The sequence below is a fragment of the Kluyvera huaxiensis genome (assembly GCF_040149365.1).
GTDB classification, from domain to species: Bacteria; Pseudomonadota; Gammaproteobacteria; order Enterobacterales; family Enterobacteriaceae; genus Kluyvera; species Kluyvera intermedia_A.
In genome coordinates, this window is record NZ_JBEFLV010000021.1 from 67059 (window position 1) to 86873 (window position 19815).

The window sequence follows — 19815 nt, forward strand, 5'->3', positions numbered from 1 at the left end:
CCTCCGTTTTACTTTATTAAAAGGTTATCCCTTTTTCCCGCCATACTGCGCAAACCATGTCAGCATTCTCTGCCAGCCATCTTTGGCCGACTCTTCATGATAGCTCGGTCGATAGTCAGCATTAAACGCGTGACCGGCCTCTGGGTAGACGACAATGTCAGCTTTCGCATTTGCCGCACGCAGCGCCTGACGCATGGTCTCAACGGATTCGAGCGAGATCCCGGTGTCCTGGCCGCCGTACAATCCCAGTACCGGCGCGCTCAGATCGACCGCGATATCAACCGGATGTTTCGGGCTGCTTAACGTTTTGTCGCCGGTCAGACGGCCATACCAGGCCACTGCGGCTTTGAGCTGCGGGTTATGCGCTGCATACAGCCACGCAATGCGCCCACCCCAGCAGAAGCCGGTCACGAATAGACGGTTGGCGTCACCGCCGTTACGCGCCGCCCAACTGGCGACATGGTCGAGATCGCCCAGCACTTGAGCGTCAGGTACTTTAGTGACAAGGCCGCTGAACAGCGATGGGATGTCGTCGTAGTCGTTCGGATCGCCCTGACGAAAATAGAGCTCTGGTGCGATAGCCAGATAGCCCTCAAGCGCCAGACGGCGGCAGATATCGCGGATATGTTCGTGGACGCCAAAAATCTCCTGCACTACGATGATTACCGGGAGAGGCGCATCGCTATGTTTAGGACGGGCGTGATAGGCCGGCAGTGTATCCCCCTGTGAGGGAATCGAGGTTTCTCCCGCCGTGATAGCCTCTTCGGGCGTATGGACGGTGGTCAAGGCATGAGGTGAAGCAGCAGGTGCAAATCCAGGTTGTTTATTGATTGTCATGGCATTCTCCGTACCCTTTGAATGAACTCATAGCTGAATCACAGTGCCTCAATACGGCGTATTTTTGTGCAGCGGAGATTCACAATAACTTGTTAATGTGATGTGAATCACTAATTGCATGGAATTTAATGTAATATTTTTATTCCTTAGTGATGGCAATCACGAAAAAGAGTCGTGGTCTTCTATAAAGTACATTTTTGCTTCTTCTGACAAAACTGAACCACAGAGGAGTTCTTTATGTCCAAGTCTGATGTTTTTCATCTCGGCCTCACCAAAAACGATTTACAAGGGGCTACGCTGGCTATCGTCCCCGGTGACCCGGAGCGTGTGGAAAAGATCGCCGCGCTGATGGAAAAGCCGGTAAAACTGGCATCTCATCGTGAATTTACCTCCTGGCGTGCTGAGCTTGATGGCAAATCAGTGATCGTGTGCTCAACCGGTATCGGTGGCCCATCCACTTCGATCGCCGTGGAAGAGCTGGCACAGTTGGGTATCCGCACGTTCCTGCGTGTCGGAACCACTGGCGCAATTCAGCCAAACATCAACGTTGGTGACGTACTGGTGACAACCGCATCCGTCCGTCTTGACGGTGCGAGCCTGCACTTTGCACCGATGGAATATCCAGCGGTAGCCGACTTTGCCTGTACCACCGCGCTGGTAGAAGCGGCGAAAGCCGTCGGTGCCACCACTCACGTGGGTGTGACCGCCTCTTCTGACACCTTCTACCCGGGCCAGGAACGTTATGACACCTTCTCTGGCCGCGTAGTGAGAAACTTCAAAGGCTCCATGGAAGAGTGGCAGTCAATGGGTGTGATGAACTACGAAATGGAATCTGCCACCCTGCTGACCATGTGCTCAAGCCAGGGTCTGCGTGCGGGTATGGTCGCTGGCGTTATCGTCAACCGTACCCAGCAGGAAATTCCTAACGCTGAAACCATGAAGAAAACCGAAAGTCATGCGGTGAAAATCGTGGTGGAAGCGGCGCGTCGTCTGCTGTAGTTTCCCCTCCTTGTGTAAAAGGCCGACTTGTTCGGCCTTTTTCTTTTTGCGTAGCGCCTCGCAGGAAACTGCTTTAAAACTGGACGTTTATACAGCACAATTCTATTTTTGTGCAGATAACGGATATAAGCGGGGGGCGTTGTGGATATTGCCGTGGTGATTTATGCGTTGGTGGCGCTGGCAGGCATGGCGATTGGCTGGCTGGCAGCGAGCTATCGCGTGGCGCAGCAGCGGGCCGAGCAGCTTGCGGAAGAACGCGATGTGTACGGCGAACTGAGCGCGGCGAAACAGCAAATTGCCCAGAATGCTCACTGGCGTGAAGAGTGCGAACTGCTTAACAACGAACTGCGCAGCCTGCGGGAGATCAACTCCTCGCTGGAGGTCGATCTCCGGGAAGTCACTACGCTGCTGGAAACCACGCGCCAGCACGGCGATGAAAAGTATCGACTGATGCTCAACAGCGAGCAGCGTCTGAGTGAGCAGTTTGAAAATCTGGCTAATCGCATCTTTGAACAGAGTAACCGCCGCGTTGATGAGCAAAATCGTCAGAGCTTGCAGGGTCTTCTGACGCCGCTGCGTGAGCAGTTGGACGGCTTCCGCCGCCAGGTTCAGGATAGCTTCGGCCAGGAGGCACGCGAACGCCATACATTGACGCATGAAATTCGCAATTTACAGCAGTTGAATGCCCAGATGGCGCAGGAGGCGGTCAACCTGACCCGGGCGCTGAAAGGCGATAATAAAACCCAGGGTAACTGGGGTGAAGTGGTTCTGACTCGTGTGCTGGAGGCTTCCGGGCTGCGGGAAGGGCATGAGTATGAAACCCAGGTCAGCATCAATACGGATGTGAATTCCCGCATGCAGCCGGATGTTATCGTCCGTCTGCCGCATCGCAAAGATGTGGTGGTCGATGCCAAAATGACGCTGGTGGCCTACGAACGCTATTTTAATGCCGAAGATGACTACATCCGCGAAGCGGCGCTGCAGGAGCATATTGCCGCAGTGCGTAACCATATCCGCCTGCTGGGGCGTAAAGACTACCAGCAGCTGCCGGGGCTACGTTCTCTGGACTATGTTTTGATGTTTATCCCCGTTGAGCCTGCATTTTTACTGGCGCTGGACCGACAGCCAGAACTGATTAGCGAAGCGCTGAAAAATAATATTATGCTGGTGAGCCCAACGACGCTGCTGGTGGCGCTACGAACAATCGCCAACCTGTGGCGCTATGAGCATCAAAGCCGCAATGCGCAACATATTGCTGAACGCGCCAGCCGCTTATATGACAAAATGCGCCTGTTCGTTGATGATATGTCGTCGATCGGACAGAGCCTCGATAAAGCGCAGGACAACTACCGCCAGGCAATGAAAAAACTCACCTCCGGGCGCGGGAATCTGTTGGCTCAGGCGGAGGCATTCCGCCATCTCGGCGTTGAGGTGAAGCGCGAGATTAATCCAGATCTCGTCGAGCAGGCCACGTCGCAGGATGATGAGTTCCGGCTGCGCGATGATGAAGAGTTGAATGATGACAATCCGTTGGCGGCAGAGCGTCACTAATCCAGCGACGAGACGGATTTCGTAACAGGGTGGAATCGTAGGGCAATCGAGCCCAATCTGTTACACTCCATGAACATTTTCTTGATAAGCAGGCATAGAGATGGTTGAGGATTCACAAGAAACGACGCACTTTGGCTTTCAAACAATTGCCAAAGATCAGAAGGTAGACATGGTGGCGCATGTATTCCATTCTGTCGCCGCAAAATACGATGTTATGAATGACCTGATGTCATTCGGTATTCATCGTCTCTGGAAGCGTTTTACCATTGATTGCAGCGGCGTGCGCCGTGGACAGACAGTTCTCGATCTGGCGGGTGGCACTGGCGACCTGACGGCGAAGTTCTCACGTATGGTGGGTGAAACCGGACGCGTGGTGCTGGCCGATATCAACGATTCCATGCTGAAGATGGGGCGTGAGAAGCTGCGTAACATCGGCGTCGTTGGTAATGTTGAATACGTGCAGGCGAACGCAGAAGCGCTGCCATTCCCTGATAACACTTTTGACTGCATCACCATCTCCTTTGGTCTGCGTAACGTCACCGACAAAGATAAAGCGCTGCGTTCCATGTACCGCGTGCTGAAACCGGGTGGACGTCTGCTGGTTCTCGAATTCTCCAAACCGATTATCGAGCCGCTGAGCAAAGCCTACGATGCCTATTCATTCCACATTTTGCCTCGTATCGGTGAAATGGTGGCAAACGACGCCGACAGCTACCGCTATCTGGCTGAGTCCATCCGCATGCACCCGAATCAGGACACGCTGAAAGAGATGATGCAGGATGCTGGCCTGGAAAACGTTGAGTACTTCAACCTGACGGCCGGGATCGTCGCGCTGCATCGCGGTTATAAATTCTGATTGAGGTGCAGCTATGCCTTTAAAACCCTTAGTGACCGGCAGCATTGAAACCGCCATTAATACGCTGCTTTGGCGTGAGAAGGCTTTAAAGCCTGCGCGCCAACGTCTTATTGGCAAAGTGCTGCGCATTGAACTTAAAGAGTTCTCCTCGCCGCTGGTGTTGGTTTTCAGTGAGCGTCAGGTTGACGTGCTGGGTGCGTGGGAAGGCGAGGCAGACTGCACCGTTATCACTCGCGTCAGCGTATTACCGCAGCTGCGTAACCGCCAGCAACTGACGGCGCTTATCCGTAATAACGATCTCGAAGTGCAGGGCGATCTCCAGGTGGTTCAAAACCTGGTGTCGCTTGCCGATCTTGCGGAGTTTGATCCTGCGGAACTGCTGGCTCCTTACACCGGTGATATTGCCGCGGAAGGCGTGAGTAAATTCCTGCGCGGCGGGGCGAAGTTTGTACAGCATGGGCTGGCTCGTCAGCAGCGTTATGTTGCGGAAACGCTAACCGAAGAGTGGCGGCTGGCACCGGGGGCATTGGAAATCGCCTGGTTTGCTGAAGAAACAATGGCCGTAGAGCGCGAGCTTGCCGCACTGACCAAACGGTTGGAAAAACTGGAGGGGAAATGACGCCAGGAGAATTACGGCGCCTGTACTTTATCATCCGCACCTTTTTGAGCTACGGGCTTGATGAGCTCATTCCCAAAATGCGAATCACGCTGCCGCTGCGTATTGGGCGTCGGCTGCTGTTCTGGATGCCAAACCGCCACAAGAATAAACCGCTGGGTGAACGCCTGCGTCTGGCCTTGCAGGAGCTTGGCCCGGTGTGGATCAAGTTCGGGCAGATGCTTTCCACCCGCCGTGACCTTTTCCCGCCGAATATCGCCGATCAGCTGGTGATGCTGCAGGATCGCGTCGCCCCGTTTGATGGTAAGCTGGCAAAACAGCAAATTGAAAAATCGATGGGCGATATTCCTGTCGAAAGCTGGTTCGATGACTTCGATATTGAACCGCTGGCTTCCGCGTCAATTGCCCAGGTACACACTGCGCGCTTAAAAGAGAACGGCCGGGAAGTGGTCATCAAGGTCATTCGCCCGGACATCCTGCCGATCATCAAGGCAGATATGAAGCTTATCTACCGCCTGGCGCGCTGGGTGCCTCGCCTGCTGCCGGATGGACGTCGTCTGCGTCCTTTGGAAGTGGTACGCGACTACGAAAAAACGCTGCTCGACGAACTGAACCTGCTGCGTGAAGCGGCTAATGCCATCCAGCTGCGGCGTAACTTCGAAAATAGCCCGATGCTGTATGTCCCGGAAGTGTATTCTGACTACTGCCGCGTCGATATGCTGGTGATGGAGCGCATCTACGGTATTCCCGTATCCGATATCGAGACGCTGGAAAAGCAGAATACCAACATGCAGCTGCTGGCAGAGCGCGGCGTACAGGTGTTCTTTACGCAAGTATTCCGCGACAGCTTTTTCCATGCCGATATGCACCCCGGCAATATTTTTGTGAGCTACGAGCACCCGGAAGATCCGCAGTATATCGGCATTGACTGCGGTATCGTTGGCTCACTAAACAAAGACGATAAGCGCTATCTGGCGGAAAACTTCATCGCTTTCTTCAACCGTGACTACCGCAAAGTGGCCGAGCTGCACGTTGATTCCGGATGGGTGCCTGCGGATACCAACGTGGAAGAGTTTGAGTTCGCTATTCGTACCGTGTGTGAACCCATCTTCGAAAAACCGCTGGCAGAAATCTCGTTTGGCCACGTGCTGCTGAACCTGTTTAACACCGCGCGCCGCTTCAATATGGAAGTTCAGCCACAGCTGGTGTTACTGCAAAAGACATTACTTTACGTAGAAGGGGTAGGACGACAGCTCTATCCTCAGTTAGATTTATGGAAGACGGCAAAACCGTTCCTGGAGTCCTGGATTAAGGATCAGGTGGGTGTGCCGGCACTATTCCGTGCATTGAAAGACAAAGCGCCGTTCTGGATTGAAAAAATGCCGGAATTACCGGAGCTGGTGTACGACAGCCTGCGCCAAAGCAAGCAGATGCAGGCCAGTCTTGCAAAGATTTCGCAGGATATGGCAACGCATCACACCCGACAGGGGCAGTCGCGTTATCTCTTTGGTATAGGCGCGGTTTTACTCCTGAGCGGTACAGTATTACTGGTTTACCGCCCAGAATGGGGCCTGACACCCGCATGGCTTATGGCCGGAGGATTGGTGGTATGGCTCGCAGGCTGGAGAAAGACGCGCTGATTTTTGCGTCGCTAACAGGGCGCTGCATAACGTATAATGCGCGCTGATTATTTCATCATCTATCAGAGGAACATGTATGGGTGGTATTAGTATTTGGCAGTTGCTGATTATCGTCGTTATCGTCGTTCTGCTTTTTGGGACTAAAAAGCTGAGCTCACTTGGGTCGGATTTAGGTGCGTCTATCAAAGGCTTTAAGAAAGCCATGGGTGATGAAGACGAGAAGAAAGATAAACCGAGCCAGGATGCAGATTTCACTGCGCAATCAATTACTGATAAGCAGGAAAGTGCGAAGAAAGACGAAGCGAAACGCCACGACAACGAGCAGGTGTAATTCGTGTTTGATATTGGTTTCAGTGAACTGCTGCTGGTGTTTGTGATTGGCCTTGTCGTATTAGGGCCAAAACGTCTACCAGTTGCAGTGAAGACGGTTGTTGGCTGGATCCGGGCGCTGCGCTCGCTGGCGACAACCGTACAAAATGAGCTGACGCAGGAGCTTAAACTCCAGGAATTTCAGGATAGCCTGAAGAAAGTGGAGAAAGCGAGTCTGGATAGCCTGACGCCTGAGCTGAAGGCTTCGATGGACGAGCTGCGCGAAGCGGCTGAGTCGATGAAGCGTTCTTACTCTGCGCACGATCCTGAAAAGGCGAGCGATGAGGCCAATACTATCCATAATCCTGTGGTGAAGGAAAAGGAAGCCGCGCAGCCGGGCACAGCAGATCCGCAGGTGGCGCATGCTGACGAACCCGTTTCGTCACCGGTAGAAGCTCCGGCGCCAGCCGCTGAAGCGGCCAAACCGGTAGAGAAAGAGAAAGTTTCTGCGGCCGCGGTTCCTGATTCATCCCCCGCATCGAGTGATAAATCGTAAACATGAGCGTAGAAGATACTCAACCGCTGATCGCTCATTTGATTGAGCTGCGTAAGCGTCTGCTTAACAGCATCATCGCGGTCATCGTTATTTTTCTGGCGTTAGTCTACTTCGCCAACGACATTTACCAACTGGTGTCTGCGCCGCTGATTAAACAGCTGCCGCACGGGGCGACGATGATTGCAACGGATGTTGCATCGCCGTTTTTCACGCCGATCAAGCTGACCTTTATGGTTTCGCTTATCCTCTCCGCGCCGGTGATTCTGTACCAGGTATGGGCGTTTGTTGCCCCTGCGCTGTACAAGCATGAACGCCGCCTGGTGATGCCGCTGCTGGTCTCCAGCACCCTGCTGTTTTACACCGGTATGGCGTTTGCCTACTTCGTGGTGTTCCCGCTGGCGTTTGGATTCCTGACGCATGCGGCCCCGGCTGGAGTACTGGTATCCACGGATATCAAGAGCTACCTCGATTTCGTTATGTCGCTGTTCATCGCGTTTGGCGTGTCGTTTGAAGTGCCGGTCGCTATCGTGCTGCTGTGCTGGGTGGGCGTGACCACGCCGGATGATCTTCGCAAGAAGCGTCCGTACGTGCTGGTGGGTGCCTTCGTGGTCGGCATGCTGCTGACCCCGCCGGATGTGTTTTCGCAAACGCTGCTGGCCATCCCGATGTACTGCCTGTTTGAAGTGGGGCTGTTTTTCTCCCGCTTCTACGCCGGGAAGCGAGCGACGCGTGATGAAGACGCGGAAGCCGAAGAATCTGAAGAATAACCAACCGCCCGTTAGGGCGGTTGTCATATGGGAGCCATGATGTTTGATATCGGAGTTAATCTCACCAGCTCGCAGTTTTCCCGCGATCGCGACGAGGTTGTCGCGCGTGCCCTTGCGGCAGGCGTACACGGTATGCTGTTGACCGGAACCAATCGTCATGAAAGCGAAGAAGCGCAACGCCTGGCAGAGCATTTTGAACGCTGTTGGTCTACCGCTGGTGTTCATCCGCACGATAGCAGCAGTTGGTCACCGGAAGTGGCCGAAGCAATCTATACGTTGGTGAATAAACCGGAAGTGGTGGCGGTGGGTGAATGCGGCCTGGACTTTAACCGTAACTTCTCAACGCCAGCCGAGCAGGAAACGGCTTTTAGCGCCCAGTTGGCAATGGCCGCTGAACTGGGAATGCCGGTGTTCCTGCACTGTCGCGATGCACACGATCGCTTCTTCGCGTTGCTGGAGCCCTGGCTTGATCATCTGCCGGGTGCCGTGCTGCACTGTTTTACCGGCACGCGGGACGAACTGCAGGCGTGTCTGGATCACGGACTGTTTATCGGTATTACAGGCTGGGTGTGCGATGAACGTCGAGGGCTTGAGCTGCGCGAGTTGCTGCCGATGATCCCGGCAGAACGCCTGTTACTGGAGACGGATGCGCCGTATTTATTACCGCGTGATATGACACCGAAACCGGCGTCACGACGCAATGAGCCGGCGTTTGTTCCGCATATTCTGGCGCGCGTCGCCGAATGGCGAGGCGAAGAAGCGCAATGGCTGGAAGGCGTCACAGACAACAACGTCAGACAGTTGTTTAATATCGACTTTTAACTCAGGCTTTACGGAAGTCGGTGTTTTTAACGCTCTGCTTGATCTGCTGGTTGAGCAGGTTGAGCAGCAGCATTGAACGCGCTTCGCCGTCAGGTTCAGCAAAGATTGCCTGTAACCCTTCGAACGCGCCTTCGGTGATGACGACGCTGTCACCAGGATAAGGGGTTTCCGGGTCGGTGATGTCTTCCGGCTGATAGATGGAAAGCTGGTGAATGACTGAAGACGGAACCGTTGCGGGATGGATGCCAAAGCGGACAAAATGACTGACGCCACGGGTCGCGTTTATGGTGGTGGTGTGAATCACTTCCGGGTCAAACTCCACAAACAGGTAGTTCGGGAACAGCGGCTCGTTGACGGTAGTACGTTTACCGCGCACCATCTTTTCCAGGGTGATCATCGGCGTTAGACAGTTCACCGCCTGCCGTTCAAGATGTTCCTGGGCACGCTGAAGTTGCCCACGTTTGCAGTACAGTAAATACCAAGCTTGCATAATGACTCGTTTCCGCTCTTTAGCGCGAAAGCATAACAAAAGTGCAGTCAAATCGCGATGTTGATTATTACTGCTTTAATTTACGCTAATTTAACAAAATTACAGCATCACGGAACCATTCGCCGTATAATGAGGCGCTTACCAGGAGGCCAATAATTACCCCATGAAATACCAAGACCTACGCGACTTTCTGACACAGCTTGAGCAGCAGGGTGAGCTTAAGCGTATTAGCCTCCCGGTTGATCCCCATCTGGAAATTACCGAAATTGCCGATCGCACTCTACGCGCCGGTGGTCCCGCGTTACTGTTTGAAAATCCTATTGGTTATTCCATGCCGGTGCTGTGTAACCTGTTCGGTACCCCGAAGCGTGTGGCGATGGGGATGGGGCAGGAAGATGTCAGCGCGCTGCGCGAAGTGGGTAAATTATTAGCCTTTTTGAAAGAACCTGAGCCGCCAAAGGGCTTCCGCGATCTGTTCGATAAGCTGCCGCAGTTCAAGCAGGTGCTAAACATGCCGACGAAACGTCTGCGTGGCGCGCCTTGCCAGCAAAAAATTATCTCCGGTGATGACGTTGATTTGTCCCGCATCCCGGTGATGACCTGTTGGCCAGAAGATGCGGCTCCGCTGATTACCTGGGGGCTGACGGTGACTCGTGGGCCGCATAAAGAGCGGCAAAACCTGGGGATTTATCGTCAGCAGGTGATCGGCAAAAACAAACTGATTATGCGCTGGCTGTCACATCGCGGCGGCGCGCTTGATTTTCAGGAGTGGTGTGCGGCGCATCCGGGTGAACGCTTCCCGGTGTCGGTGGCGCTAGGCGCCGATCCTGCCACTATTCTGGGGGCGGTGACGCCGGTACCGGATACGCTTTCCGAGTATGCCTTTGCTGGCCTGCTGCGCGGTACCAAAACCGAAGTGGTGAAGTGTCTTTCTAACGACCTGGAAGTTCCGGCCAGCGCCGAGATTGTGCTTGAAGGCTACATTGAGCCCGGCGAGATGGCTCCGGAAGGCCCCTATGGCGACCACACCGGTTATTACAACGAAGTTGATAACTTCCCGGTCTTCACCGTGACCCACATTACCCAGCGTGAAGATGCAATTTATCATTCGACTTACACCGGGCGTCCGCCAGATGAACCGGCGGTGCTGGGCGTGGCGCTGAACGAAGTGTTTGTGCCGATTCTGCAAAAACAGTTCCCGGAGATTGTTGATTTCTATCTGCCGCCGGAAGGGTGTTCCTATCGCCTTGCCGTCGTCACCATGAAAAAACAGTACGCAGGGCATGCAAAACGCGTGATGATGGGCGTATGGTCGTTTTTACGCCAATTTATGTACACAAAATTCGTGATTGTCTGCGATGATGACGTGAACGCACGTGACTGGAACGATGTGATATGGGCGATTACCACCCGCATGGATCCTGCGAGGGACACCGTGCTGGTAGAAAACACGCCGATTGATTATCTTGATTTCGCCTCGCCGGTTTCCGGGTTGGGGTCGAAAATGGGGCTGGATGCCACCAACAAGTGGCCTGGGGAAACCCAGCGCGAGTGGGGCCGCCCGATTAAGAAAGATCCCGCCGTTACGGCGCGTATCGATGAAATCTGGGATGAGCTGGCCATTTTTTCCGACGATAAATGATAAATATCCCCCTAAATCATCAGTGGAGCATACGTCCTGGTATCGCCGATGATGATGGGGGAGAAGACCCGACAGAGGGAGCGCATGACAACCTTAAGCTGTAAAGTGACCTCGGTGGATGCGATTACCGATACGGTATATCGCGTTCGTTTAGAACCCGAAGCTGCCTTCTCATTTCGTGCCGGCCAGTATCTGATGGTGGTGATGGATGAGCGCGATAAACGCCCGTTCTCCATGGCCTCTACGCCGGACGAAAAAGCGTTTATTGAGCTGCACATCGGCGCCTCAGAGCTGAATCTGTATGCGATGGCCGTGATGGACAGAATTCTCAAAGAGCGCGAAGTGGTTGTTGATATCCCACACGGCGAAGCCTGGCTGCGCGATGAGGACGAACGTCCTCTGGTGCTGATTGCCGGCGGTACCGGCTTCTCGTACGTGCGTTCTATTTTGCTGACCGCGCTGGCGCGCAACCCGAATCGTGATGTTACGATTTACTGGGGTGGTCGCGAAGAGAAGCATCTGTACGATCTCTCCGAACTGGAAGCGTTATCGGTGAACCATCCAAATCTGCGCGTTGAACCGGTGGTTGAACAGCCGGAAGAGGGTTGGCGCGGACGTTCTGGTACCGTGCTGACGGCGGTATTGCAGGACTACGGTACGCTGGCAAACCACGATATCTATATCGCTGGCCGTTTTGAAATGGCGAAAATTGCCCGTGACCTGTTCTGTAACGAACGCCAGGCGCGTGAAGATCGTCTGTTTGGTGATGCTTTCGCGTTTATCTGATGCGTGGATAAAAAGCCCGCCCCTGACAGGCGGGAAGAACGGCAACTAAACTTTTTTGTAATAAGGTTGCTTGCCGGGTAGTGACGCTAGCGCGCCCTATCCGGACGATCACATTGCTTGCCCCGGTCCCGTAATGCGGTACCGGGGCGTGTTTTTTATACCCGCTCGATAACTGTCGCGATGCCTTGACCTAAGCCGATGCACATAGTCGCCAGACCAAACTGGGCGTCTTTGCGTTCCATCAGGTTCAGCAAGGTGGTGGTGATACGCGTACCGGAGCACCCAAGAGGGTGGCCTAACGCAATAGCCCCGCCGTTGAGGTTGATCTTCTCATCGATCTGCTCCATCAGCCCCAGATCTTTAATGCACGGCAGGATCTGCGCGGCAAATGCTTCGTTCATCTCAAACAGATCAATATCGCTCGCCGACAGACCCGCTTTTTTCAGCGCCAGCTTTGACGCCGGAACCGGGCCGTAACCCATAATCGAAGGGTCGCAGCCGACTACCGCCATTGAACGGATACGGGCGCGCGGCGTTAAGTCCAGCGCACGCGCGCGGCTTTCGCTCATCACCAGCATCGCGGAGGCGCCGTCGGAGAGGGCAGAAGAAGAACCTGCCGTAACGGTACCAGTAACCGGATCAAACGCCGGGCGCAGAGTGGACAGCGCTTCAACGGTGGTCTCCGGGCGGATGACTTCGTCGTAGGTAAACTGTTTCAGTACGCCGTCAGCGTCGTGGCCGCCGGTGGGAATAATTTCATTCTTAAAGCCGCCGGACTGCGTTGCCGCCCAAGCGCGAGCATGGGAGCGGGCAGCGAAAGCGTCCTGCATTTCACGGCTGATACCGTGCATGCGGGAGAGCATTTCTGCCGTTAGCCCCATCATGCCAGCCGCTTTTGCGACGGTGCGGCTCATTCCTGGATGGAAGTCTACGCCGTGGCTCATTGGTACGTGGCCCATGTGCTCAACGCCGCCGACCATACAGACCTGCGCATCGCCGGTCATGATCATACGCGCCGCGTCGTGTAGCGCCTGCATCGAAGAGCCACACAGACGGTTGACGGTATTCGCCGGAACCGAGTGAGGGATTTCTGCCAGCAGCGAGGCGTTACGGGCAATATTGAAGCCCTGTTCTAGCGTCTGCTGCACGCAGCCCCAATAGATGTCATCGATAGCCGCCGCTTCAAGCGCCGGGTTACGAGCCAGCAGGCTACGCATCAGATGGGCGGAGAGATCCTCCGCGCGCACGTTGCGGAACGCACCGCCCTTCGAACGGCCCATTGGGGTACGAATTGCATCAACAATAACAACCTGTTCCATCGTGACTCCTTAAGCCGTTTTCAGCTCACCAGCCGGGCGGGCTGGCTCAACCGGGGGATAGTACGCTTCGTTATGACGCGCTTTGTCGCGCAGGCCGGCCGGAACTTCATACAGCGGGCCGAGGTGCTGGTATTGCTGTGCCATATCGAGGTACTTCGCGCTGCCTAGCGTATCCAGCCAGCGGAATGCGCCACCGTGGAATGGAGGGAAGCCCAGGCCGTAGACCAGCGCCATATCGGCTTCAGCTGGGGTTGCGATAATGCCTTCTTCCAGACAACGTACCACTTCGTTGACCATCGGGATCATCATACGGGCGATGATCTCTTCGTCACTGAAGTCACGCTTTGGCTGGCTGACTTCTGCCAGCAGGCTATCCACCGCAGAATCTTCTTCTTTCTTCGGTTTGCCTTTGCTGTCTTCTTTATAGCGCCAGAAGCCCAGACCGTTTTTCTGCCCATAGCGGCTGGCGTCAAACAGTGCGTCTATGGCGTCACGGTAATCTTTGTGCATCCGCTGTGGGAAACCAGCGGCCATAACGGCCTGCGCATGGTGCGCGGTATCAATGCCAACCACGTCGAGCAAGTAGGCAGGGCCCATTGGCCAGCCAAACTGCTTCTCCATCACCTTATCCACTTTGCGGAAGTCGGCTCCGTCGCGTAGCAGCTGGCTAAAACCGGCAAAGTACGGGAACAGCACGCGGTTGACGAAGAAGCCCGGGCAGTCGTTAACCACGATAGGGGTTTTGCCCATCTTGCTCGCCCAGGCGACCACTTTCGCAATGGTACTGTCGGAGGTTTTCTTGCCGCGAATGATTTCAACCAGCGGCATACGGTGCACCGGGTTGAAGAAGTGCATCCCGCAGAAGTTTTCTGGACGTTCAAGCGCGTCGGCCAGCTCACCAATAGGAATGGTCGAGGTGTTGGAGGCCAGCACGGTATCCGGGCGGACTTTTTGCTCGGTCTCGACCAGAACCGCCTTTTTCACTTTCGGGTTTTCGACTACGGCTTCAACCACGACATCAACGCGGTCGAAACCGGCGTAATCGAGGGTTGGTTGAATGGTAGAAATAACCCCCGCCAGCTTCAGACCATCAATTTTGCCGCGTTCCAGCTGTTTATTGAGCAGCTTGCTGGCTTCGTTCATGCCAAGCGTCAGCGATTTCTCGTTAATATCCTTCATGATAACCGGCACGCCTTTCCAGGCGGACTGGTAAGCAATCCCGCCACCCATGATGCCTGCACCCAGCACGGCGGCATGTTTTGGTGGTTCGGTGTTTTTGGTCAGTTTCTTCGCCTGACTTTTTACAAATTGGTCGTTGAGGAAAATGCCGACCAGCGCACGGGCTTCATTAGAATGGGCCAGTGGGACAAAACTCTTATTTTCCAGATTCAGCGCTTCTTCACGGCCAAAACGGGCCGCCGCTTCAATGGTCTTCACCGCCGTGATTGGCGCCGGGTAGTGTTTACCCGCCGTCTGCATCACCATGCCTTTGGCAATAGTGAAGCTCATAGTGGCTTCAATTTTGCTAAGTTTCAGTGGTTCCAGCTTTGGTTGACGCTTAGCTTTCCAGTCGAGATCGCCGTTAATGGCCTGGCGTAACACCGCCAGCGCGCCGTCGAACAGTTTCTCTGCTTTTACTACGCCATCGACCAGGCCGATTTTTAACGCTTGTTCGGCACCAACGTCTTTACCTGCCGCGATAATCTCAAGCGCGCTATCCGCCCCCAACAGACGCGGCAGACGAACGGAACCACCAAAGCCTGGCATGATGCCTAATTTAGTTTCCGGCAGGCCGATACGCAGGTCCGGCGTTGCCAGACGGAAGTCGGTAGCCAGTACGCATTCGCAGCCGCCGCCCAGTGCATAGCCATTGATGGCTGAAAGGGTGGGGACCGGCAAATCTTCCAGGCGGTTAAAGACGCTGTTAGCGAAATGCAGCCACTGGCTGAACTGTTCTTCAGGCACCAGGAACAGCGAAAGGAATTCGGTGATATCCGCGCCGACAATAAAGGCCGCTTTTTCAGAGCGCAGCAGCAGTCCTTTCAGCTCTTTTTGTTTTTCGAGGACGTCGAGCGCCTGGCCGAGGCTGGCGACGGTCGCGGTATCAAGTTTGTTCACGGAGCCGGGGGCATCGAACACCAGTTCGGCAATGCCATCTTCCAGCCAGTTGAGATATAGGGTGTCGCCTTTGTAGAGCATGTCAGTCTCCTGAATCCAGCAAGGTGATCTGGTCGTACCAGATAAAGTCGAGTGTGTATTTTGTGTTAAATAAATGCAAATGAGTCTTTAAATATTTGCTGGTCGGATCACGTCCGGTGTAAATCACGCAGGCTGAATGAGGTGTGCTAATATGCGGGGACTTGAGGGCAAAAAATTCAGAAGGGTAAATAATGGAATCACTGGCCGCACTTTATAAAAATCATATCCTTACCTTACAAGAGCGGGCGCGTAACGCACTCGAGCGTTTTAAGCTTGATGCGCTGCTTATCCACTCTGGCGAGCTGATGAATGTTTTTCTGGATGACCACGCGTACCCGTTCAAGGTCAACCCGCAGTTTAAAGCCTGGGTGCCGGTTACTCAGGTGCCAAACTGCTGGTTACTGGTTGATGGAGTGAATAAACCTAAACTGTGGTTCTACCTGCCGGTGGACTACTGGCACAACGTTGAACCGCTGCCGACCTCGTTCTGGACCGAAGATATTGAAGTGATCGCGTTACCGAAGGCTGACGGTATTGGCGGCCTGCTGCCGGCTGACCGTGGCAATATCGGTTATATCGGCCCGGTTCCGGAGCGTGCGCTGGGCTTAGGAATCGCCGCGAACAATATCAACCCGAAAGGGGTGATTGATTATCTGCACTACTATCGCGCCTACAAAACAGATTACGAACTGGCGTGTATGCGAGAAGCGCAGAAGATGGCAGTTAACGGCCATCGCGCGGCAGAAGAAGCTTTCCGTTCCGGCATGAGCGAGTTTGATATCAACCTTGCTTACCTGACGGCGACCGGCCACCGCGATACCGATGTGCCTTACGGCAACATCGTGGCGCTGAATGAACACGCTTCTGTACTGCACTACACCAAGCTCGATCACCGCGCGCCGTCTGAAATCCGCAGTTTCCTGCTTGATGCCGGAGCCGAGTACAACGGCTACGCCGCTGACCTCACTCGTACCTGGTCGGCGCACAGCGATAATGACTATGCGCATCTGGTTAAAGATGTGAACACCGAACAGTTGGCGCTGATCGCCACCATGAAGGCGGGCACCAGCTATGTGGATTACCACATTCAGTTCCATCAGCGAATTGCCAAACTGCTGCGTAAGCATCAGATCGTGACCGACATGAGCGAAGAGGCGATGGTGGAAAACGACCTGACCGGGCCGTTTATGCCGCACGGTATCGGCCACCCGTTGGGTCTGCAGGTTCACGATGTTGCGGGCTTTATGCAGGATGATACCGGTACGCATCTGGCGGCTCCGTCCAAATATCCGTACCTGCGCTGCACCCGTATGCTGGAACCGCGTATGGTGCTGACCATTGAGCCGGGCATCTACTTTATTGAGTCTCTGCTCGCGCCGTGGCGTGAAGGCCAGTTCAGCAAGCACTTCAACTGGCAGAAAATTGAAGCGCTGAAGCCGTTCGGCGGTATTCGTATTGAAGATAACGTGGTTATCCACGAGAACAATATCGAAAACATGACGCGCGACCTGAAGCTGGCGTAATGGACAGTTGGCGAATACCGGCCGAGTCGGCCACCTTCGTTGAAGAGATCAAAAAAAGTCGCTTTATTACCCTGTTGGCACATACCAACGGGGTAGAGGCGGCAAAAGCGTTTGTTGAGTCGGTTCGTGCTGAACACCCGGATGCCCGCCACCATTGCGTGGCATGGGTTGCAGGTAGGCCTGACGATTCACAACAGCTGGGTTTCTCCGATGACGGTGAACCGGCGGGCACGGCCGGAAAACCGATGCTTGCCCAGTTGATGGGCAGCGGCATCGGCGAAATCACCGCCGTAGTGGTGCGCTACTACGGCGGTATCCTGTTGGGGACCGGCGGTCTGGTGAAGGCCTACGGTGGTGGAGTGCAGCAGGCGCTCAATCTACTGACGACACAGGTTAAGACGCCGCTAACCGAATATACTTTGTCATGTGAATACGGACAGCTAGCGGGCGTTGAGGCGCTGGTTGGGCAGTATGCAGGTCAAATCGTCACCAGCGACTATCAGGCTGCGGTGCAGCTTCGCGTGGCGCTTCCTCAGGCTAAAGTGGCTGATTTTTCCGCAAGACTGGCCGATTTTAGTCGTGGTTCATTGCAATTGTTAGCGATTGACGAATAATCCCCTCCAGACTTTTTTTGAATATCAAAGGACGCGCCGGAAATGCATTTTCGTGCCATTACTCGAATTGTTGGACTTCTGGTCATTTTATTCTCGGGGACAATGATCCTGCCGGGATTGGTGGCTTTGATTTACCGCGATGGCGCCGGGCGCGCATTTACCCAGACCTTTTTTGTCGCACTGGCGATTGGTTCGCTGCTGTGGTGGCCGAACCGTCGGGAAAAGGGCGAGCTGAAATCACGTGAAGGGTTCCTGATAGTCGTCCTGTTCTGGACGGTGCTGGGAAGCGTGGGTGCGCTGCCGTTTATCTTCTCCGAGCAGCCGAACCTCACGGTGACCGATGCGTTCTTTGAATCATTCTCGGGGTTAACCACTACCGGGGCGACGACGCTGGTGGGGCTGGACTCGTTACCTCACGCTATCCTCTTTTATCGACAAATGCTGCAGTGGTTTGGCGGTATGGGGATCATTGTGCTGGCGGTGGCGATTCTGCCAATTCTCGGCGTTGGTGGGATGCAGCTTTATCGGGCGGAGATGCCCGGGCCGCTGAAAGACAACAAAATGCGGCCGCGTATCGCCGAAACGGCCAAAACGCTATGGCTTATCTATGTATTACTGACGGTGGCGTGCGCGCTGGCGCTATGGTTTGCCGGGATGCCGGCGTTTGACGCTATCGGCCACAGCTTTGCGACAATCGCCATCGGCGGTTTCTCAACGCACGATGCCAGCGTCGGCTTCTTTAATAGCCCGACCATCAACACCATTATTGCTATCTTCTTGCTGATCTCCGGCTGTAACTACGGTCTGCACTTCTCTTTATTAAGTGGACGAAGCCTGAAGGTTTACTGGCGTGACCCGGAATTCCGCATGTTTATCGGTGTCCAGCTAACGCTGGTGGTGATTTGCACATTGGTTCTGTGGTTCCACAATATCTACGCATCTGCGGTGACGACGCTAAACCAGGCCTTCTTCCAGGTTGTCTCGATGGCGACAACGGCGGGCTTCACGACCGACAGTATTGCGCGCTGGCCGCTATTCCTGCCGGTACTTCTATTATGTTCGGCATTTATCGGTGGCTGTGCGGGTTCGACGGGCGGTGGTCTGAAGGTGATTCGTATTCTGTTGTTGTTCAAGCAGGGGAACCGCGAACTGAAACGTCTCGTACACCCGAATGCGGTCTACAGCATTAAGCTGGGCAGCCGTGCGCTACCGGAAAGAATTCTTGAAGCGGTGTGGGGATTCTTCTCCGCTTATGCACTGGTCTTTATTATTAGTATGTTGGCGATCATCGCGACCGGTGTAGATGACTTCTCGGCGTTTGCTTCCGTTGTGGCAACGCTCAACAACCTCGGCCCAGGGCTGGGCGTGGTGGCGGATAACTTTGCCAGTATGAATCCGGTGGCGAAGTGGATCCTGATTGCGAATATGCTATTCGGTCGTCTTGAGGTCTTTACGTTGTTGGTGCTCTTTACTCCAACATTCTGGCGCGAATAACAGGAGTCAGCGTTGAAAACATTAATGCTCTTTTCTACCCGTGATGGGCAGACGCGCGAAATCGCCGCCTATCTTTGCTCTCAGCTCCATGAACTGGGTGCGGATACGGCGCTGATTGATCTGAATCGTACGGATGATATTGAGTGGCAGCTGTATGATCGAATCATTATTGGTGCTTCTATTCGTTATGGCCATTTCCATCCGGTGCTCGACCGTTTTGTGAAAAAGCATGCTGCGGCATTGCAGGCAGTACCCAGTGCGTTCTTCTCGGTGAACCTGGTAGCACGTAAACCGGAGAAGCGTTCACCACAGACTAATAGCTACACGCGCAAGTTCCTGCTGCGTTCTCCATGGCAACCGGATAGCTGCGCGGTGTTTGCGGGAGCTTTACGTTATCCACGCTATGGATGGTTCGACCGCTTTATGATTCGACTTATTATGAAGATGACCGGTGGCGAAACGGATACGAGTAAAGAAGTGGTTTATACCGATTGGCAACAGGTCGCAGATTTCGCCCGTGAAATAGCGCAACTTTCACGCAAATAGGGCGGTAATTCGACGGATCGCCTGGAAAGTGAGCGAACGAAAACATTTTTCATATTTATGCTTGCGGGATCTCAATTTCTCCCTATAATGCGGCCCCACTGAGACGGAACAACGGCAAACAAGCCGCCGGGTCAGCGGGGTTCTCCTGAGAACTTCGGCAGAGAAAAGCGAAATTAAACGCTTGACTCTGAAAGAGGAAAGCGTAATATACGCCACCTCGCAACAGTGAGCGAAAGCCGTGTTGCACTG

General features: G+C 54.3%; 19 protein-coding genes. 15 read left to right on the forward strand and 4 right to left on the reverse strand.

Annotated elements, in window-relative coordinates; genetic code table 11:
• Window positions 1-24: 24 nt before the first annotated feature.
• A complete protein-coding gene (locus ABOC97_RS19240; RefSeq protein ID WP_349600876.1) occupies window positions 25-837 on the reverse strand; it encodes a dienelactone hydrolase family protein in 813 nt (270 codons plus the stop codon).
• A 237-nt stretch (window positions 838-1074) separates the two neighbouring features.
• On the opposite strand from ABOC97_RS19240, the gene udp reads away from it, so the two are divergent.
• The 9 genes from udp to tatD all read left to right on the forward strand — a co-directional run bounded on the left by udp (window position 1075) and on the right by tatD (window position 8953).
• Window positions 1075-1836, forward strand: coding sequence for a uridine phosphorylase (gene udp, locus ABOC97_RS19245; RefSeq protein ID WP_234501774.1), 762 nt, complete (start codon window positions 1075-1077; stop codon window positions 1834-1836).
• A gap of 141 nt (window positions 1837-1977) precedes the next feature.
• A complete protein-coding gene (rmuC, locus tag ABOC97_RS19250; protein WP_349600879.1) occupies window positions 1978-3387 on the forward strand; it encodes a DNA recombination protein RmuC in 1410 nt (469 codons plus the stop codon).
• Between the two features lie 100 nt (window positions 3388-3487).
• Window positions 3488-4243, forward strand: coding sequence for a bifunctional demethylmenaquinone methyltransferase/2-methoxy-6-polyprenyl-1,4-benzoquinol methylase UbiE (ubiE, locus tag ABOC97_RS19255; protein ID WP_234501776.1), 756 nt, complete (start codon window positions 3488-3490; stop codon window positions 4241-4243).
• A gap of 13 nt (window positions 4244-4256) precedes the next feature.
• Window positions 4257-4862: a ubiquinone biosynthesis protein UbiJ gene (ubiJ, locus tag ABOC97_RS19260; RefSeq protein WP_349600881.1), complete on the forward strand. Its 606-nt coding sequence runs from the start codon at window positions 4257-4259 to the stop codon at window positions 4860-4862.
• Complete coding sequence (ubiB, locus tag ABOC97_RS19265; protein ID WP_349600883.1) at window positions 4859-6499, forward strand: ubiquinone biosynthesis regulatory protein kinase UbiB; 1641 nt, start codon at window positions 4859-4861, stop codon at window positions 6497-6499. Before ubiJ ends, ubiB begins: the two co-directional genes overlap by 4 nt.
• Window positions 6500-6575: 76 nt before the next feature.
• Complete coding sequence (gene tatA, locus ABOC97_RS19270; RefSeq protein ID WP_052283968.1) at window positions 6576-6830, forward strand: Sec-independent protein translocase subunit TatA; 255 nt, start codon at window positions 6576-6578, stop codon at window positions 6828-6830.
• A 3-nt stretch (window positions 6831-6833) separates the two neighbouring features.
• On the forward strand, window positions 6834-7364 hold the full coding sequence (tatB, locus tag ABOC97_RS19275) for a Sec-independent protein translocase protein TatB (protein WP_349600888.1): 531 nt from the start codon (window positions 6834-6836) through the stop codon (window positions 7362-7364).
• 2 nt (window positions 7365-7366) lie between these two features.
• The gene (gene tatC / locus ABOC97_RS19280) at window positions 7367-8131 is read left to right on the forward strand and encodes a Sec-independent protein translocase subunit TatC (RefSeq protein ID WP_349600890.1); all 765 of its coding nucleotides are present in this window, start codon (window positions 7367-7369) and stop codon (window positions 8129-8131) included.
• 27 nt (window positions 8132-8158) lie between these two features.
• Window positions 8159-8953 (forward strand): 3'-5' ssDNA/RNA exonuclease TatD, encoded by a 795-nt coding sequence (gene tatD, locus ABOC97_RS19285; protein ID WP_349600893.1) that lies wholly within the window; start codon window positions 8159-8161, stop codon window positions 8951-8953.
• Window position 8954: 1 nt separating this feature from the next.
• Here tatD and rfaH read toward each other — a convergent pair whose 3' ends face one another.
• Window positions 8955-9443 carry a transcription/translation regulatory transformer protein RfaH gene (rfaH, locus tag ABOC97_RS19290; RefSeq protein WP_349600895.1) on the reverse strand — a complete coding sequence of 163 codons (489 nt, stop codon included), beginning with the start codon at window positions 9441-9443 and terminating at the stop codon, window positions 8955-8957.
• 163 nt (window positions 9444-9606) lie between these two features.
• Here rfaH and ubiD point away from each other — a divergent pair, with 163 nt between their 5' ends.
• Window positions 9607-11085: a 4-hydroxy-3-polyprenylbenzoate decarboxylase gene (gene ubiD / locus ABOC97_RS19295; RefSeq protein WP_234501783.1), complete on the forward strand. Its 1479-nt coding sequence runs from the start codon at window positions 9607-9609 to the stop codon at window positions 11083-11085.
• 84 nt (window positions 11086-11169) lie between these two features.
• Window positions 11170-11871, forward strand: coding sequence for an NAD(P)H-flavin reductase (fre, locus tag ABOC97_RS19300; RefSeq protein ID WP_234501784.1), 702 nt, complete (start codon window positions 11170-11172; stop codon window positions 11869-11871).
• 155 nt (window positions 11872-12026) lie between these two features.
• Here the strand turns inward: fre and fadA are convergent, their stop codons facing one another.
• Both fadA and fadB read right to left on the reverse strand, forming a co-directional pair.
• Entirely contained in the window at window positions 12027-13190 is a 1164-nt protein-coding gene (gene fadA / locus ABOC97_RS19305; protein ID WP_349600898.1) for an acetyl-CoA C-acyltransferase FadA, read from the reverse strand.
• Between the two features lie 9 nt (window positions 13191-13199).
• Window positions 13200-15389, reverse strand: a complete 2190-nt coding sequence (gene fadB, locus ABOC97_RS19310) for a fatty acid oxidation complex subunit alpha FadB (protein WP_349600901.1) — start codon at window positions 15387-15389, stop codon at window positions 13200-13202.
• 191 nt (window positions 15390-15580) lie between these two features.
• Between fadB and pepQ the strand changes: the two genes are divergently transcribed.
• The 4 genes from pepQ to hemG are packed head-to-tail and all read left to right on the forward strand — an operon-like array spanning window position 15581 to window position 19566.
• The gene (gene pepQ / locus ABOC97_RS19315) at window positions 15581-16912 is read left to right on the forward strand and encodes a Xaa-Pro dipeptidase (RefSeq protein WP_349600904.1); all 1332 of its coding nucleotides are present in this window, start codon (window positions 15581-15583) and stop codon (window positions 16910-16912) included.
• Window positions 16912-17526: an IMPACT family protein gene (locus ABOC97_RS19320; protein WP_349600907.1), complete on the forward strand. Its 615-nt coding sequence runs from the start codon at window positions 16912-16914 to the stop codon at window positions 17524-17526. The genes pepQ and ABOC97_RS19320 overlap by 1 nt, the downstream gene beginning before the upstream one ends.
• A 42-nt stretch (window positions 17527-17568) precedes the next feature.
• Window positions 17569-19020, forward strand: coding sequence for a Trk system potassium transporter TrkH (trkH, locus tag ABOC97_RS19325; RefSeq protein ID WP_052283979.1), 1452 nt, complete (start codon window positions 17569-17571; stop codon window positions 19018-19020).
• A 12-nt stretch (window positions 19021-19032) separates the two neighbouring features.
• Window positions 19033-19566, forward strand: coding sequence for a menaquinone-dependent protoporphyrinogen IX dehydrogenase (hemG, locus tag ABOC97_RS19330; protein ID WP_234501789.1), 534 nt, complete (start codon window positions 19033-19035; stop codon window positions 19564-19566).
• Window positions 19567-19815 lie beyond the last annotated feature (249 nt).